We start from the raw sequence: 16,410 nt of genomic DNA on the forward strand, positions 1-16,410 counted from the left end.
GCAGCCGGAGTCGCCGCAAGCGAGTGTTTGAGAGCTCTGCTCACGCGGCCGCTAAGTCATTGGAAAAACGGCAATAAAAACCTGCTCGGGTGAGCCCGTCAGGGTGGCTTGACCCGGCCCGATGCGGTATATGAGTCGCATCAGATTCTGACCGGAACTCACCCTTGTCCGACAAAGACGACGAGAAGACCGGGGAGCCGCAGGCCCCCTCGGATATCCGCCCCGTTTCCATTCTCGATGAGATGAAGCGGAGCTACCTCGATTACGCGATGAGCGTGATCGTGGCGCGCGCGCTGCCGGATGCCCGCGACGGGTTGAAGCCGGTGCACCGGCGCATTCTCTACGGCATGTACGAGAACGGCTTCGAGTGGAACAAGCCGTATCGGAAATCTGCGCGCACCGTCGGCGACGTCATCGGTAAGTATCACCCGCACGGCGACCAGTCGGTTTACGACGCGATGGTCCGCATGGCGCAGGACTTTTCCATGCGCGTGCCGCTGATCGACGGTCAGGGCAATTTCGGCTCGGTCGACGGCGATGCGCCGGCCGCGATGCGATACACCGAATCGCGACTGACCAAGATCGCGCAACTGCTGCTCGACGATCTCGACAAGGACACCGTCGACTATCAGGACAACTACGACGGCTCGTTCCGCGAACCGCAGGTGTTGCCGGCGAAATTCCCGAACCTGCTCGTCAACGGCGCCGGCGGCATCGCCGTCGGCATGGCCACAAACATCCCGCCGCACAATCTCGGCGAGGTGATCGACGCCTGCATCGCACTGATCGACGATCCGGCGCTATCGATCGAAGATCTCAACGGCATCATACCCGGTCCCGATTTCCCGACCGGCGGCATCATTCTCGGCCGCGCCGGCATTCGCTCTGCTTACAACACCGGCCGCGGCTCTATCGTGATGCGCGGCAAGGTCGAGATCGAGACGGTCCGCAAGGATCGCGAAGCGATCATCGTCTCGGAGATCCCATATCAGGTGAACAAGGCCACCATGGTCGAGCGCATCGCCGACCTGGTACGCGAGAAGAAGATCGAAGGCATCTCCGACCTGCGCGACGAGAGCGATCGCGACGGTTTCCGCGTGGTGATCGAACTGCGCCGCGATGCAGTGCCGGACGTGGTGCTGAACCAGCTCTATCGCTTCACGCCGCTGCAGACCAATTTCGGCGCCAACATGGTGGCGCTCGACGCCGGCCGTCCGCAATTGATGAACCTCAAGGATCTGCTGACGCTGTTCGTCGCGTTCCGCGAGCAGGTCGTCACGCGGCGGACCAAGTATCTGCTCAACAAGGCGCGCGACCGCGCCCACATCCTCGTCGGCCTCGCGATCGCGGTGGCGAATATCGACGAGATCATCAGGGTCATTCGTAATTCGCCCGATCCGAACACGGCACGCGAAACCCTGATGTCGCGCGACTGGCCGGCGGCCGACGTTGCGGCGATGATCACGCTGATCGACGATCCGCGTCACAAGCTCAACGAAGACGGCACCGCACGGCTGTCGTTCGAGCAGGCGAAGGCCATTCTCGATCTGCGGCTGCAGCGCCTGACGGCTCTGGGCCGCGAGGAGATCTCCGAAGAGCTCGACAAGCTCGCCGTCGAGATCGCCGACTATCTCGACATCTTGCGCTCGCGCGCGCGGGTGCAGACGATCGTTAAGGACGAACTCGGTGCTGTGAAGGCGGAGTTCGCCACGCCGCGCAAGACCGTGATCATCGAGCAGGAAGGCGAGGTCGAAGACGAAGACCTGATCCAGCGCGAGGACATGGTGGTGACCGTGTCGCACGCCGGCTACGTCAAGCGCGTGCCGCTGTCGACCTATCGGGCGCAGCGCCGCGGCGGCAAGGGACGCTCCGGCATGGCGACCCGCGAGGAGGATTTCGTCTCCAGGCTATTCGTCGCCTCGACGCACACGCCGGTGCTTTTCTTCTCGTCGCACGGCCAGGTCTACAAGGAGAAGGTCTGGCGTCTGCCGATCGCGCCGCCGAACGGCCGCGGCAAGGCGCTGATCAACATCCTGCCGCTGGAGCAGGGCGAGCGTATCACCACGATCATGCCGCTGCCGGAGGACGAAGAGTCCTGGGCCGCGCTCGACGTGATGTTCGCCACCACCGGCGGCAATGTCCGCCGCAACAAACTCTCCGACTTCGTCGACGTGCGCCGCTCCGGCATCATCGCGATGAAGCTCGACGAGGGCGAGGCGATCGTCGACGTGCAGATCTGCACCGAACGCGACGACGTGTTGCTGACCGCCTCCGGTGGCCAATGCATCCGCTTCCCCGTGCCGGATGTCCGCGTGTTCAGCGGGCGTACGTCGATGGGCGTGCGCGGCATCGCGCTCGCCTCCGGTGACAAGGTGATCTCGCTCTGCATCCTGCGTCACTTCGAAGCGACCCCGGCCGAGCGAACCACCTATCTGAAGCAATCCGGCGCCTTCCGCCGTGCCGCGACAGGCGAGGAAGCCGAAGTCGTCGAGACGCCCGAGGTGGAAGCCGAGGAGGGCGAGGTGCCGACGTCGTTGTCGCAGGACCGCTACGCCGAGATGTCGGCCTCCGAGCAGTTCGTGCTGACGATCTCGGAAAACGGCTACGGCAAGCGGACCTCGTCGTACGAGTACCGCACCACGGGCCGCGGCGGCAAAGGCATCGGCGCGATGTCGGTGAACAGCCGCAATGGCAAGCTGGTGGCGTCGTTTCCGGTCGAGGACTCGGACCAAATCATGCTGGTGACCGACGCTGGCCAACTGATCCGCTGCCCGGTCGAAGGCATCCGCGTCGCAGGCCGCTCGACTCAGGGCGTGATCGTGTTCGACACCGCGGACGACGAGAAGGTGGTGTCGGTCGAGCACATTCCGGAAGCCGAAGAGGCGGAGACCAGCAACGGCGGCTGAGCCGCCGCTCGGCTGTACGAATCGAAAGGCCCCCGGTGGGCATACCGAGGGCCTTCGAAGAGCGCTCCTGGAGGGAAGGCGCTTGGTGAACTCAGAGTCTTAACGCACAAATCTCACGGACGTTCCGCCGTCACCAGGCGGGCCTGATTGATGGGGGCGGTGCGGCGATTGGCGTTACGCAGGCAGGACGGCTCAAAGTTCGGCCAGGCCTGCTCGGAACAGCTGGTGCCGAGCGGACGGATGTCCAGGCGGTCGCCCTTGGCGAGTGCGACCGGCACGCTGGCTTCCACGCGCGGCGCAAAGCCCGGCAAGATCGTGAGGGCGGCGGCCACGAAGGCTGCAATTGCCACTGCAGAAAAAGCCTTGATCATAGCGGTCCCCTGTGTTCCAGCCCCGGGCTGCCTAGATGGTGGTCCCGGACGTATTCGTCGCTTCTCAGTGAGGGTGGTTTAGCCAAAGCCGGTTTCAGAACGTCTTCGTCGCCGCCCAATATGGTTTCGTCGCGCCGCCGAATTGTTTGTCCGCCAAGGCCGATGAAACAATCCGATCAAAAACCGTAGATATTTCAGCGCTCCCGTTGTGCTGAGGTAGACGCGCAGGCCCGGTATTCGGTTCGATCCGCAGTGCGAAATAAAAGCTGCCTTAACGCCGGAACCAGACCGGCTTGCGGGCGTCTTGCGACCGCGCTAGACGGAGGTATGTCCCGTATCGCGCTGTATCCTGGCTCCTTCGATCCCGTCACCAATGGTCACCTCGACGTCGTCCGCCAAGCGGTCGCGTTATGTGACAAACTTGTGGTGGCGATCGGCATCCATCCCGGCAAGAAGCCGCTGTTCACCACCGACGAGCGGCTAGAAATGGTGCGCGCGGTGTTCGAGCCGGTTGCCCGGCAGGCCGGCTGTGAGTTCGATTGTACCACCTACGATAACCTCACCGTGACCTCGGCACAGCAGGTCGGGGCCACCATCATGATCCGCGGTCTGCGCGACGGCACCGATCTCGACTATGAGATGCAGATCGCCGGCATGAACGAGACCATGGCGCCAGCGATCCACACCGTGTTCGTGCCAGCGTCTGTCGCGGTCCGCCCGATCACCGCCACACTGGTGCGGCAGATCGCTGCCATGGGCGGTGACGTCTCGGCGTTTGTGCCGGCGGAGGTCGCGGTCGCCCTGAAATCAAAAGTGGCCGGCTGAGCCGGCTGCGTTTTTCCGATCGGAGTTTGCATGATCCGTCTGATGGGCCTTTTCGCCGCGCTGCTGTTTGCCGTGCCGGCGCTGGCGCAGCCGCTGCCCGCCAATCTCGACAAGGCCAACGCCCTCGTCATCGACAGCACCAAGGGGCGCATCGTTATTCAGGTCCGGCCGGATATCGCGCCGCAGCATGCCGAGCGGCTGAAGCAGCTGGCGCGCGAGGGCTACTACAACAACGTGCCGTTCCACCGCGTGATGGCCGGCTTCATGGCGCAGACCGGCGACGGCGAGAAGTTCAACGGCACCGGTGGTTCGAAATATCCGAACCTGAAGCAGGAATTCTCGAACGTGCCGTTCAAGCGCGGCGTGGTCGGCATGGCCCGCCGTGGCGACAGCGTCGACAGCGCCAACTCGCAGTTCTTCATCATGTTCGACGACGGCCCGAGCCTGAACGGCCAGTACACGGTGGTCGGGCAGGTGGTGTCGGGCATGGACGTGGTCGACAAGCTGAAGAAGGCCTCGGCCGGTTCGCCGGGCGGTTCGGTGACCGACCCGGACAAAATGGTCAAGGTGCAGGTCGCCTCCGACATCAAGTAATCGGCAGTCACGCGCCGTGCTGACTTGACGTCGGCGCGGCGACGCCGATCGTGTTGATAGAAACAGATAGCTCCGTTCACGCTTGTGTCGTCGCAAGACGGCATCGGCCACGCCGTCGCGGGACGACGGCGCCTGCACGCTGCGGTTCTTCGATCGCAGGACATTCCCCAAACCAGATGAGAAGACACCATGGCTGACAACGACAACATCCTGATCCTCGAAACCACCCAGGGCCCGGTCAAGATCGAGATGCGCCCGGATCTGGCGCCGAACCACGTCGCCCGGATCAAGGAGCTGGTGCGCGAGGGCTTCTACGACGGCATCGTGTTCCATCGCGTGATCGAAGGCTTCATGGCGCAGACCGGCTGCCCGCAGGGCACCGGCACCGGCGGCTCGGGCAAGAAACTGAAGGCCGAGTTCAACAAGGAGCCGCACGTCCGCGGTACCACCTCGATGGCCCGCGCCGCCAATCCGGACTCCGGCGACAGCCAGTTCTTCATCTGCTTCGACGACGCCCGCTTCCTCGACAATCAGTACACGGTGTGGGGCAAGGTGATCGAAGGCATGGACAACGTCGACAAGATCAAGCGCGGCGAGCCAGTGCAGAACCCCGACAAGATCGTCAAGGCCTCGATGGCCGCCGACGCGGCGGCGTAAGCTGCTGCTGGCGTTGGCACGCTGTCGCCGCCGCCGTCTCAACTAAGAAGGTGTCATGCCCGGGCTGGACCCGGGCATCCATCTTTTTGAAGAGGATGGATTGCAGGGTCGAGCCCGGCAATGACGTACTGGGATCATGCGCACCGACCTGTTCGACTTCGATCTGCCGACGGACAACATCGCGCTGCGGCCGGTGACCCCGCGCGATGCCGCGCGGATGCTGGTGGTGCGTCCCGGTGCGCAGCTCGAGGATCGCGTCGTGCGCGATCTGCCGGCGCTGCTGCAGCCGGGCGATCAGCTCGTCGTCAACGACACGCGGGTGATCGCGGCGCAGCTCAGCGGGCGGCGCATCGGCCGCGCCACCGAGCCCAAGATCGACGCCACCCTGATCAAGCGGCTCGATGGCTCGCGCTGGCAGGCGCTGGTGAAGCCGGCCAAGAAGCTCAGCGAAGGCGATGTGGTGCGGTTCGGCCATGACGGCCGGGTCTGCCTGCTCGGCCATCTCGACGCCACCGTCGAGGCCAAGGGCGACGCCGGCGAGGTGACGCTCAGCTTCAGCTTCCACGGTCCCGCGCTGGATCAGGCGATCGCCGAACTCGGCGCGACGCCGCTGCCACCCTACATCGCGTCGAAGCGCGCTCCGGACGCGCAGGATGCTGCCGATTATCAGACCATGTTTGCCGCCAACGAGGGCGCCGTCGCGGCGCCGACCGCGGGGCTGCACTTCACGCCCGAACTCGACGCCGCACTGGCGGCGCAGGGTGTGACGGTGCACCGGGTGACGTTGCATGTCGGGGCAGGGACGTTCCTCCCGGTGAAGGCCGACAACACCGCCGAGCACAAGATGCACGCCGAGTGGGGGACGATCAGCAAAGCCACCGCCGACGCGCTCAACGCGGCGCGAGCGCAGGGCGGCCGCATCATTGCGGTCGGCACCACCTCGCTGCGCCTGCTGGAGAGTGCCGCGCGCGCAGACGGCACGATCGCGCCGTTCGCCGACGAAACCTCGATCTTCATCACGCCGGGCTATCGGTTTCGCGCCGTGGATATCCTGATGACCAACTTCCATCTGCCGCGCTCGACGCTGTTCATGCTGGTATCGGCGTTCTGCGGGCTCGAGACGATGCAGGCGGCCTATCGCCACGCCATCGAAACCGGCTATCGCTTCTACTCCTATGGCGATGCCAGCCTGCTATTCCGGGAGCCTGCCTCCGCATGAGCGTGCCGAACCATTTCGAACTTCTCGGGACTGACGGCACGGCGCGCACCGGCCGGCTGACCACGCCGCATGGTGTGGTGCGCACGCCGGCCTTCATGCCGGTCGGCACCGCCGGCGCGATGAAGGGCCTGCACTGGCGCGAGGTGCGCGACGCCGGCGCCGATATCGTGCTCGGCAACACCTATCACCTGATGCTTCGCCCCGGCGCGGAGCGGATCGCCGCGCTCGGCGGCCTGCAGCGCTTCACCACCTGGAACGGGCCGATGCTGACCGACTCGGGCGGCTTCCAGGTGATGTCGCTGGCGCAGCTGCGCAAGGTGTCCGAGAAGGCGGTGAATTTCCGCTCGCATATCGACGGCGCCGCGATCGAATTGTCGCCGGAGCGCGCCATCGAGGTGCAGCTGCTGCTCGGCAGCGACATCGCGATGCAGCTCGACGAATGCGTGCGTCTACCCGCGGAGCATGCCGACATCGAACGCGCGATGCAGCTGTCGCTGCGCTGGGCGGAGCGCTGCAAACGCGCGTTCGAGCGCGCGCCCGACGGCCACATGCTGTTCGGCATCGTCCAGGGCGGCGACGTGCCGGAGCTGCGCCACGCCTCGGCGCGGGGCCTGATCGAGCTCGGCTTCCACGGCTACGCGATCGGCGGCCTCGCGGTCGGCGAGCCGCAGGAGGTGATGCTGGCGATGATCGAGGAGGCGGCCCCGATCCTGCCGGCCGACCGGCCCCGCTATTTGATGGGCGTCGGCACGCCCGAGGATATTCTCGAAGCCGTCGCCCGCGGCATCGACATGTTCGACTGCGTGATGCCGACCCGGAACGGACGCCACGGCGTCGCCTTCACGAAATTTGGTCCGGTCAATCTGCGCAACGCCCGCCACGCCGACGATCCGCGTCCGCTCGACGAGACCAGCGACTGGCCGTCGACCCGGAGCTGTTCACGGGCCTATCTGCATCACCTGATCAAGTCGGGCGAGACGCTCGGCGCGATGCTGCTGTCCGAGATCAACATCGCGTACTACCAGCACATGATGCGCGACATGCGCGGCGCGATCGCGGCCGGCACCTTCGAGGAATTTCGCGCGCAGACGCGGGACGGGTGGGCCCGCGGCGACATCGCACCCCGGGACAGCACATCCTGACGCTGCTCGGCGCTACGTGCCTCGAAGGATGAGCATCAAGCCTTGGCCGCATCCTTCGAGGCGCGCTACGCGCGCACCTCAGGATGACGACTCAGCATTTTCTTCAACTAAAGTGCGCTGCCGCTTTTCTTCATCTGGTCTGCGATCGAGCGAGGCTCGAGAGCATGAAGCGGAACGTCGCTGGAGATCGAAAGGGCTGCTGCAACACCGGCGGCGTGCCCGTATTCGAAGCATTGAGCAGTCACGCGCGCGGAGGCCAAAGCTTCATGTTCGGCTGACAGGCAGCGGCCGGCGACGATGATGTTTTCCCCGACCGCGGGCACCAGCGTTCCGAACGGGACGTCGTAGTAATCGTCCAGCAGCCAATGCAGCTTCGGCTTCTCGCCGGCGTGCAGCTCGATCGGCCAGGGCGAGCGGCAGATCGAATCCGGCCGCTTCGTCCCCTCGACGACGTCTTCGTTCTTCAAGGTCTCGAGCCCGTCGATGGATCGCGTCTGCCGAACGCCGCACTCGACGCCGGTGTCGATGACGAAGCTGCGTTCGCAGCCCTCGACGTGAGCCGCCAGGAAGCGGGCGTATTCGCGAACCTGACGACGCCCGTCGATTTCGGCGACGGTCCAATCCTCCGGGTTGATCACATTGAGCATCGAGCCGTTGCGCGCCGAGAGCCTGGTCGCGTTGACGAGCAGTTCACCGGGCTGCGTGGTCGGAAAGATCCAGATCTTCTTTCGAGGAAGATCGTAGTTCCTGCGCCCGGCCGTGGTGAGCGCCTCGACGATGTCCGGCGGAGAGATCGTGTCCTCGCCCCAATGTGCTACAAACCGTTCGACGTCGACGCCGCCGAGTCGAAAGAACATCGTCGGATTCTGGATGCGGCCCTGATCGCCGAAGCGCCATGGGTGACCGGCGCGGGCCACGACCGCCGCATCGCCGGATGCGTCGATCGTGCGCTTCGCGAGGATCACCGAGCGACCTGCATTCGATTCGATCACCACGCCGAGGTGGCGATCGCCGTCCATGATCACCGCGACCACGACGGTGTGGAACAGGATTCTCACGCCCGACATCATCAGCAGGGAGTCGGCGGTCTCGCGCCATTTCAAGGGGTCGTGCGTGACGACGAAGGTCTTGCCGTATTTCTGCGGCGCGGTGATGCCGCCGCGCCTGGCGAGCTCGGACCTGAAGCGCTCGGAAAATCCGAACACGACCTGCTTCGGCTTGCTCTGGTCGCTGGCGAGAAACAGTCCGCAGATCGTGCCTGACAGGCCTGCAACGGCCGCACCGCCGCAGAACCCGTAGCGCTCCACTAGGATGGTGGAGCAGTTGGACTCTGCCGAAATGGTCGCTGCAGCCACGCCGGATGCGCCGCCACCAATGACGAGGACATCGGTCTCCGCAAGACACGGTAACGAACTGGCTTCATCAAGGGATATCCGGTTTCGGATTTCCCAGGCCGGAATGTTGACGCATGTGGAGTCCATCAGAATAACCTCGCGTGTAACTAACGTCCCGGGGGGTGCACGGTCTCGGCTATCGGCGCGTGGTCCGATCGCCGAGCACGGCTCCCTTCGAGAGCGGCTGGACGAGCTGGGCGTATTGCGCGAGCCAGCCATATTCGGCGGGCAGGGTGCGCGGCGTCCATTCGGCCAGTCTGGTGGCGAGTTCGTCGGCGGAAATCATCAGTTCGATGGTTTCGGCCGCGAGATCGATCGTAATGCGATCGCCATCGGCGATCACCGCGAGAGGGCCGCCCTCGGCAGCCTCCGGCATGATCTGGCCGACAGTGATGCCGGAGTTGAGGCCGGACAACTCACCGTCCGTCAGAACCGCGACCCCGCTCGAGAGGCCGGCGCCGACCAGAGCCGCCATGAACGAGCAGGCGAACACGGTGCCCGGGCCGCCCTTCGGGCCCATGTGCCGCAGGACGATAGCCTGGCCCTTCTGGATCGAGCCGTCGCTGAGGCCTGCGATCGCCTGGTCCTCGTCTTCGAACACCTTCGCCACGCCCTCGAAGCGGCGGATCGAGCTCGGGACCGCGGAGAGCTTCACCACGGCGCCGTCCGGCGCGAGGTTGCCGCGGATGATGATGAGACCCGGCTCCCTCCGGAACGGATTGGACAGCGGCCGGATCACACGTTCGTCGGGTGCAGGAGCTTCATCCAGATTCTCGCCGAGAGTCTTTCCGGTGACCGTCATCGCCGTGAGATCGAGCTTGCTGGCGAGCTGCTTCATCGCGCCGCGGACGCCGCCGGCGGCTTCCAGCATCTCGATCCGATGGGGACCGTTGGGACGAACATGCGTGATCTGGACGGCGCCCTTCGACAGCGCTTCGTATTCCGCAACGACGTCCATCTCGATGCGGCTTTCGATGGCGATCGCCGTCAAATGCCGCACCGTGTTGACGGAAAGGCCCAGCGCCTGCGCGATTCGGATTCCGTTCTGGATCGACGCCTTGGTCAGGATTTGCCGCGGCCTCAGATCCTGTTCAATGAGGCGGACGATCGCCTGGCCGACCTGCGACGCGTAGTCGGCCAACCGCTCTCCGCCAGCGCGGATCGGTGAATTGCCGGGGAGGGCCATGCCCAGTGCCTCGGCGAGGCAGTGCATGGAATTGGCGGTTGCGAGACCGGCGCAAACGCCGGGTCCCTTGATCGCAACGCAGGACATGTCGGTCAGATCCTGCAAGCTGATCTGGCCCGATTTGTAGGTGCCGACGCTGTTGTAGAGGTCTTCGATATCGACGTCCTTGCCGGCGCAATGGCCGCCGAGCTGATAACCGCAGGCCAGCACGATCGACGGAATGTTCAAGCGACCCGCGGCCATCAGCTGGCCGGGAGTGGTCTTGTCGCATGAGGCGAGCAGGACCATGCCGTCCAGCTCGGCGCCTTCGACCTGGACCTCGACGTCGTTCACGAGGAGATCGCGCGACGGCATCAGATAGCGCGCCTTGCGCCCGGCGGAGGTGACGAAGTCCGACGGCGCGACGGTGCGGATTTCAAACGGAAGCCCGCCTGCGTCGCGGATCGCCTGCTGCACCGTCTTGGAGATCCCGTCGAGATGCTGGTAGCAGACCGACAGACCGCTGGACGAGTTCACGACCGCGATCTTGGGCTTGTGGAAATCTTCTTCCTTGATGCCCATCGCCAGCCATTGCGCACGCCGCACGGCCCACCGGGTCGAACCCGGCTCGAAGTTGCTTCTGAGTTCGTTCATCGCGAAATCTCCAAAGATGCGGGAGCAGGAGCGTTCCGGCGCGATGCCGGAACGCGTCCGAACTCATCCCAGTTTCTTGCTGACCGTTTCCGGCCCGAGCTTCAAACCGATCAGCGTGATGATGCCGAGCAGCCACATGTAGGCAACGATCGGCCACCAATGATGTGCCCATGCGGCAAGCGCCGTGGCGATGAAGGGGGCGACGCCGCCCGCGAGCAACGAACCGAGCTCCCGGGAGAACGCAAACCCCGAAAGCCGGAATTGCGTGTCGAACAGTTCGGCATACCAGGAGGCTTGCGGTGCGAGCATCGCCGGATACGCGATGCCGAGGCCGACTCCGAATCCCAGGATGATGGCCGCAGCGCCGCCGGTGTCGAGCAGAAGGAAGAACGGCACCAGCCACGCCATCGAGAGCAGCGTCCCGGCCAGATAGACCGTCTTGCGGCCCAAGCGGTCGGACAGCACGCCGAAGAACGGGATGGTGGCGACCTGAATCATCGATGCGATGATGACTGCCCACAGCGCCGTGGAGCGGGGCTGCCCGAGCGTCGTGATCACATAGGAGACGCAGAACACCGGATAGAGATACGCAAAGCCGTTCTCACCCATCCGCGTCAGAAGGACGATCACGAAGCTGCGCGGGTTGCGCTTGATCGACGAGAACAGACCGATCTTCTCAGTCTTGGCCTGCTCGACCGCGCGTTCATAGACCGGCGGCTCTTCGACACCCCGGCGGATGAAGTAACCGACCAGCACACAGACGCCGCCGAACAGGAAGGGAATGCGCCAGCCCCACTGCAGGAAGTCATCTTCGGGCATCAACGCAATGACGGAAAAGAACACGGCGTTGGCCAGCAAGGTCGCGAGCGCGAAGCCCATCGGAGCCCACGCGCCGGCGGCGCCGCGCTTACCGTCCTGAGCGTGTTCGACCGAGAGGACCACGGCGCCAGCGTACTCGCCGCCCGCACCGAACCCTTGCAGAAGGCGCAAGGCGACGAGGAGCACCGGGGCCCAGATTCCGATTTGCGCGTAGGAGGGCAGGCAGCCCAGCAGGAACGTCGCGGTGCCCATGATGACGAGCGTCAGCACGAGAACCAGCTTGCGGCCATATCGATCGCCGAGATAGCCGAGGAACAGACCGCCCAAGGGCCGCGCGAGGAAGCCGACCGCATAGGTCGCGAACACGGCGAGCGTTCCGACATAGGGGTCGCTCGATGGGAAGAAGACCTTGTTCAGGACGATCGCTGCGGCGGTGCCGTAGATGATGAAGTCGTACCACTCCAGCACGGTGCCGATCAAAGCGGCGAGCGCCGCCCTGCGCGATTTCTGATCTCTGCCAACAGTGTGTTGGCGCTGTAAAACCTCAGCCATGGATGTTCCCCCTTCTCGACGGACTTATCGGTTCATCGCTCATTGATATATCAATGATATATGCTGATATATTACAGATATGGCAGTAGAGTCCAGCGCGTTGAAGCGGTTCGCTTGCGCTTCGCGTGTGGATTGCGGAGCCGGCACTGGGAGCGGCAGGGGGACAATGGCGAGCCAGATAATGAGCCGGGACGGCCTGCGAACAGTCACGTGCGTTCGCAGCCTCCGCCGTCGGCATTCATGCGCTTGCGGAAGGCAGCCGATGGCGACATCCGTTTCGGCCAAATGTGCGACGCCCGGATTGATGATTCGCTGACCAGCGGCACCGAATCATTCAGCCTCAGCGGCTCGCGGGCCGACGCCCTGCGGTCTGGCCTCACGCCAAGGCGGAACCAGGCGACAGTTTCCCACCGGACGGCCCATCGATGACCGAGCACACGAACAAATCCGAACAGGTCTACGACGTGATCGAACGCATGATCACGTTCCAGGAGCTGAAGCCCGGCCAGATGGTCAGCGAGGTGACGCTGATGGAGGCGACCGGTTTCGGCCGAACGCCTGTGCGCGAAGCCCTGCAACGTCTCGCATGGGAGCGGATGGTCGAGATCCATCCCAGGAAGGGCGCTTTCATCCCGTTGATCTCGGTCGAGGTGCAACTCAAGCTTCTCGAACTGCGCCGGGTCGTCGAGGAATTTGCGGTGCGAACATGCGTGCATCGCGCCACCTCCGTGCAGAAGCAGATGATGCTCGAACTGGCCCGGGAGTTTGATGAAGTCGCAGAGGCCGACGACGTCGTCCTGTACGGCGACCTCTTGAAGCGGGTTCACCAGATCACCGTTGCGGCGGCACAGAACGAATATCTGACGTCCAGCATGGCGCCGCTGCAAAGCCTGTCGCGCCGCTTCTGGTTCGCCAACATTTCGGATCGCCGGAAGGAACTAAGGGCCGCATCCCAAAGACATTCGGCGACCCTGAGGGCCATCAGCGAGGGCGACGAGGAAGCCGCTGCCGCCGCATCGCTGGCGCTCAATGATTATCTCACGGAGTTTGCCTATCGCACGCTTCGCGGAGCAGATGCCCGGATCGCTCAGAAACAACTCCGCTAGAACAGGGTTTGATGTTGCGTGACGCAACCGCCCACATGGGAAGGACGAGGTGCATGGACGCGCGAGACTTCGAGATGCAGCTGAAGGCGGACGGCTTCGACGAAATCGAGTATCAGAAGCTCGACCCGCGTCCCGGTAAGGGGCGGCATCGCCATCACTTCGAAATCCGCGGGCTTGTCCTCTCGGGCGTGTTCGTCGTGCGGCAGGCCGGCGAGCCCGTCGTCTATCGTTCGGGACAGGTCTTCGCCGTGGCCGACGGCGAACTGCACGACGAGTGGATCGAAGCCGAGGGCGCCCACGTTCTCGTGGGCCGGAAGTTCGCAAAACCCGAGTCCATGCGGACGCAAGAGCAGGTGCCGACGCAACAGTAGGTGCAATTGGGCAGGCGCGGAAACGGGCTGCGTCGCGTCAACGGTCCGACCATTAGAAATCGGATCGTCAGCAACATCCGAAATATCAAGCAGTCGTGGTGCCGATCCGGCCGTCATGGTCTCGCGCGACACGCGTGGGGAGGGTGCGGATAACGATCCGGCGCCCTGATTCAAAAGCCGGCCATGTTGATCTGGCTATTTTGCCCATATTGTTTAAGCATCCGATTCCGCTGGTCATCGGACACGTTGCAAGATGGTCAAACAGGACACCCAGATGGCCGGCTTTGTCGGCTTCCCATCAATTGCAGGCGAACCGCTTCAGTGCATGCTTGGTCACGAAGCCGAACCCGCAGGTGTCGCAGGTCCACAGATAGCTGATGACGTTCTCGGTCAGGTACGCAGAGGCTTCGGCCGCGATCATCGAGTCGGCGCAGACCGGGCAGGCCGGCAGATCGCAACCACGCGGCGCCGGACGAGGGGTTTTGGTCGACAGGAATTCAGCAAGCGCTGGCATCGTGACCTCCTCACATCCTGTGGGACTGATCTTCCGAGTTGCCCTAACTATACACCTGGAACTCTGACGATGTCGCAACAGAAATGCGTTGCTTTCGAGAAATTCGATTTTGCAATGCAGCGCATGCGTCGCAGCGCTCGGCTCTGTGCACGGTTCGCGCGCGTGTCGGCCGCGCATGAGGCGTGTCGCATGCCTGCGTGGTGAACGGTTAGTCACCAACTCGCGCCGGTTTTGTTTGAGTTCAAACGTCCGACGATTTTCGTTTATTTGTCAGCGCTGCTGACACACACTACGCCGAGAGGACACTATGGCTCAACTGCCCCGCCGCCCCCGCACATTGAACGACGCCCGAACCGAAGCGGAGGCCGCCTTCAAGAAGGTGACCACCAAGCCGGTCGAAGCGCCGATGCTGAAGCGGCAGACGCTGCCCGGCGTCAAGGAAATGGTGTCGCTGCGGATCGATCAGGACGTGCTCGAACACTTCCAGTCTGACGGCCCCGGCTGGCAAGACCGCATCAATGTCGCGCTACGCAAGGCCGCGGGGTTGTAACGATCGCGCGACGTCGTGCTGCCGCGTCGCTTATGGCGCCTTGCCGGCGGGCGGTGAGCGAGGTGCGCTGCGGAGGTTCAGCAGATTGCCGGACAGGATCAGAACGGCGCCGAGCACGGTGTAGAGGTCGAGCCGCTCGCCGTAGATCAGCCAGCCGGCGGTCGCGGTGAGCGGTACGCGCAGGAAATCCATCGGAATTACGATCGTCGCGTCCGCATAGGTCAGCGCCCGCGCCATGCAGTAGTGCGAGAACGTGCCGCAGAATGCGATCACCACGATCCATATCCAGCCGATCGTCGACGGCCACTGCCAGACATAGATCGCCGGCAGGAACCCAATTGCAGATTGGATGACGAGCATCCAGAACATGATGGTCAGGGTGCTGTCGATCCGGGTCAGCGACTTCACGAGCGTGATCGAAATCGCGAAGCCAAACGCCGCCGCAAGGGCGATCAGTTGGCCGGGTTCGACCGAGCCCGTCGCGGGACGCACGATCACGATCACGCCGATCAGGCCGAGCACGACAGCGGTGATCTTGCCGAGGTTGAGGCGCTCGCCCAGAAACAACGCGGCGAGGATCGCGATCCAGATCGGCATTGTGAACTCGATTGCGACCACTTGGCCGATCGGGATCATCAGCAGGGCCGCGAACCAGCAATATTGGGCCGCATAGTGCACCACGTTGCGGCCGACATGCGACCATGGCCGCGCTGTGCCCATAGCGGCGAAGCCGCCGGCGGCGTGAATCAGCGGATACAGCAGCAGGAAGCCGATCGTCGAGCGCAGTTCCATGACCTGGAATAGATGCAGCCCACGCGCTGCTTCGCGCCCGGCGACGGCGATGATCACCATCAGGCCGAGCCAACCGGCCATCCACAGCGCGGCCATGCTCTTCGAAGGTTGTCGGGTCATGGGCGGTGGCTTTTTCTGCTGTTCTGATCGCCGCGGCGTTTCCGTCTGCTCTATCGGCGACAGCGCCGCGCTTGGCAACCGCTGCGCGTATCCGCGCGGTTGATTTCCGCGATGTCCTGTGTCCCGATGTCGATCTTCAAGTCAAAAAGAGCCGCTGAAGTCGGCTCAACAAAGGGGGAAATGCATGCGGACTTTGCAGCCGGCGGATTGGGCGAAGCCGAAGGGCTTTTCGCACGGCGTGGCGTTCATCGGGCCGGGACAGTGGCTGGTGCTCGCTGGCCAGACCGGCACCAACGATCAGGGCGAATACGAATCGGACGATCTCGCGGCCCAGGTCAGCGCGGCGCTGAAGCGTATCGTGACGCTGCTGCGTGAGGCGGGGGCAGGGCCGGAGCACGTCGTGCGGCTGACCTGGTATCTGACCAGCCGCGAGGACTACGCCGCCGCGGGCGCAGGCATCGCCGCGGCGTGGCGCGAGACGCTCGGGCGGCATTTCCCACCGTCGACGCTGCTGTACATCTCCGGGCTGGTCGATCCCCGCGCCAAGGTCGAGATCGAGGTCACCGCTTTCGTGCCGGCGCGCTAGGGGCGTCCCGGACGGCGAAGCGGCTTGCAAGGCCGGCGGGTTTCGGCCAACAAGCCCGCCAGCTTGCAAGGAG

16 protein-coding genes are annotated in these 16,410 nt (G+C 64.2%); 10 read left to right on the forward strand and 6 right to left on the reverse strand.

What is annotated here, in order from left to right:
- Positions 1-164: 164 nt before the first annotated feature.
- Positions 165-2,906: a DNA gyrase subunit A gene (gene gyrA / locus LPW26_RS06455; RefSeq protein ID WP_238733563.1), complete on the forward strand. Its 2,742-nt coding sequence runs from the start codon at positions 165-167 to the stop codon at positions 2,904-2,906.
- Between the two features lie 113 nt (positions 2,907-3,019).
- Here the strand turns inward: gyrA and LPW26_RS06460 are convergent, their stop codons facing one another.
- Positions 3,020-3,277, reverse strand: coding sequence for a hypothetical protein (locus LPW26_RS06460; RefSeq protein ID WP_238733564.1), 258 nt, complete (start codon positions 3,275-3,277; stop codon positions 3,020-3,022).
- Between the two features lie 327 nt (positions 3,278-3,604).
- Between LPW26_RS06460 and coaD the strand changes: the two genes are divergently transcribed.
- From coaD to tgt, 5 genes are all read left to right on the forward strand, one after another.
- Positions 3,605-4,102: a pantetheine-phosphate adenylyltransferase gene (coaD, locus tag LPW26_RS06465; protein WP_238733565.1), complete on the forward strand. Its 498-nt coding sequence runs from the start codon at positions 3,605-3,607 to the stop codon at positions 4,100-4,102.
- A gap of 30 nt (positions 4,103-4,132) precedes the next feature.
- Entirely contained in the window at positions 4,133-4,696 is a 564-nt protein-coding gene (locus LPW26_RS06470) for a peptidylprolyl isomerase (RefSeq protein ID WP_238733567.1), read from the forward strand.
- 189 nt (positions 4,697-4,885) lie between these two features.
- Positions 4,886-5,353 carry a peptidylprolyl isomerase gene (locus LPW26_RS06475; RefSeq protein ID WP_238733569.1) on the forward strand — a complete coding sequence of 156 codons (468 nt, stop codon included), beginning with the start codon at positions 4,886-4,888 and terminating at the stop codon, positions 5,351-5,353.
- A gap of 136 nt (positions 5,354-5,489) precedes the next feature.
- The gene (gene queA, locus LPW26_RS06480; protein ID WP_238733571.1) at positions 5,490-6,572 is read left to right on the forward strand and encodes a tRNA preQ1(34) S-adenosylmethionine ribosyltransferase-isomerase QueA; all 1,083 of its coding nucleotides are present in this window, start codon (positions 5,490-5,492) and stop codon (positions 6,570-6,572) included.
- Positions 6,569-7,714 (forward strand): tRNA guanosine(34) transglycosylase Tgt, encoded by a 1,146-nt coding sequence (gene tgt / locus LPW26_RS06485; RefSeq protein WP_238733573.1) that lies wholly within the window; start codon positions 6,569-6,571, stop codon positions 7,712-7,714. The genes queA and tgt overlap by 4 nt, the downstream gene beginning before the upstream one ends.
- A 107-nt stretch (positions 7,715-7,821) precedes the next feature.
- Here the strand turns inward: tgt and LPW26_RS06490 are convergent, their stop codons facing one another.
- The 3 genes from LPW26_RS06490 to LPW26_RS06500 all read right to left on the reverse strand — a co-directional run bounded on the left by LPW26_RS06490 (position 7,822) and on the right by LPW26_RS06500 (position 12,298).
- A complete protein-coding gene (locus tag LPW26_RS06490; RefSeq protein WP_406677128.1) occupies positions 7,822-9,195 on the reverse strand; it encodes an FAD-dependent oxidoreductase in 1,374 nt (457 codons plus the stop codon).
- 49 nt (positions 9,196-9,244) lie between these two features.
- Positions 9,245-10,927: a dihydroxy-acid dehydratase gene (gene ilvD / locus LPW26_RS06495; RefSeq protein WP_238733575.1), complete on the reverse strand. Its 1,683-nt coding sequence runs from the start codon at positions 10,925-10,927 to the stop codon at positions 9,245-9,247.
- Positions 10,928-10,990: 63 nt separating this feature from the next.
- Positions 10,991-12,298: an MFS transporter gene (locus LPW26_RS06500; RefSeq protein ID WP_238733576.1), complete on the reverse strand. Its 1,308-nt coding sequence runs from the start codon at positions 12,296-12,298 to the stop codon at positions 10,991-10,993.
- Between the two features lie 425 nt (positions 12,299-12,723).
- Between LPW26_RS06500 and LPW26_RS06505 the strand changes: the two genes are divergently transcribed.
- Entirely contained in the window at positions 12,724-13,404 is a 681-nt protein-coding gene (locus tag LPW26_RS06505) for a GntR family transcriptional regulator (RefSeq protein WP_238733578.1), read from the forward strand.
- 53 nt (positions 13,405-13,457) lie between these two features.
- Positions 13,458-13,775, forward strand: coding sequence for a cupin domain-containing protein (locus LPW26_RS06510; RefSeq protein WP_238733580.1), 318 nt, complete (start codon positions 13,458-13,460; stop codon positions 13,773-13,775).
- 298 nt (positions 13,776-14,073) lie between these two features.
- Here the strand turns inward: LPW26_RS06510 and LPW26_RS06515 are convergent, their stop codons facing one another.
- Positions 14,074-14,289, reverse strand: a complete 216-nt coding sequence (locus LPW26_RS06515; protein ID WP_238733582.1) for a hypothetical protein — start codon at positions 14,287-14,289, stop codon at positions 14,074-14,076.
- 307 nt (positions 14,290-14,596) lie between these two features.
- Here LPW26_RS06515 and LPW26_RS06520 point away from each other — a divergent pair, with 307 nt between their 5' ends.
- Positions 14,597-14,839: a BrnA antitoxin family protein gene (locus tag LPW26_RS06520; RefSeq protein WP_238733583.1), complete on the forward strand. Its 243-nt coding sequence runs from the start codon at positions 14,597-14,599 to the stop codon at positions 14,837-14,839.
- Between the two features lie 30 nt (positions 14,840-14,869).
- Here LPW26_RS06520 and LPW26_RS06525 read toward each other — a convergent pair whose 3' ends face one another.
- Entirely contained in the window at positions 14,870-15,751 is an 882-nt protein-coding gene (locus LPW26_RS06525; protein WP_238733585.1) for a DMT family transporter, read from the reverse strand.
- 184 nt (positions 15,752-15,935) lie between these two features.
- On the opposite strand from LPW26_RS06525, the gene LPW26_RS06530 reads away from it, so the two are divergent.
- Positions 15,936-16,337: a RidA family protein gene (locus LPW26_RS06530; protein WP_238733587.1), complete on the forward strand. Its 402-nt coding sequence runs from the start codon at positions 15,936-15,938 to the stop codon at positions 16,335-16,337.
- The last annotated feature ends 73 nt before the right edge of the window (positions 16,338-16,410 follow it).

The organism is Rhodopseudomonas infernalis, assembly GCF_022271405.1.
In the GTDB taxonomy this organism is placed as follows: domain Bacteria; phylum Pseudomonadota; class Alphaproteobacteria; order Rhizobiales; family Xanthobacteraceae; genus Rhodopseudomonas; species Rhodopseudomonas infernalis.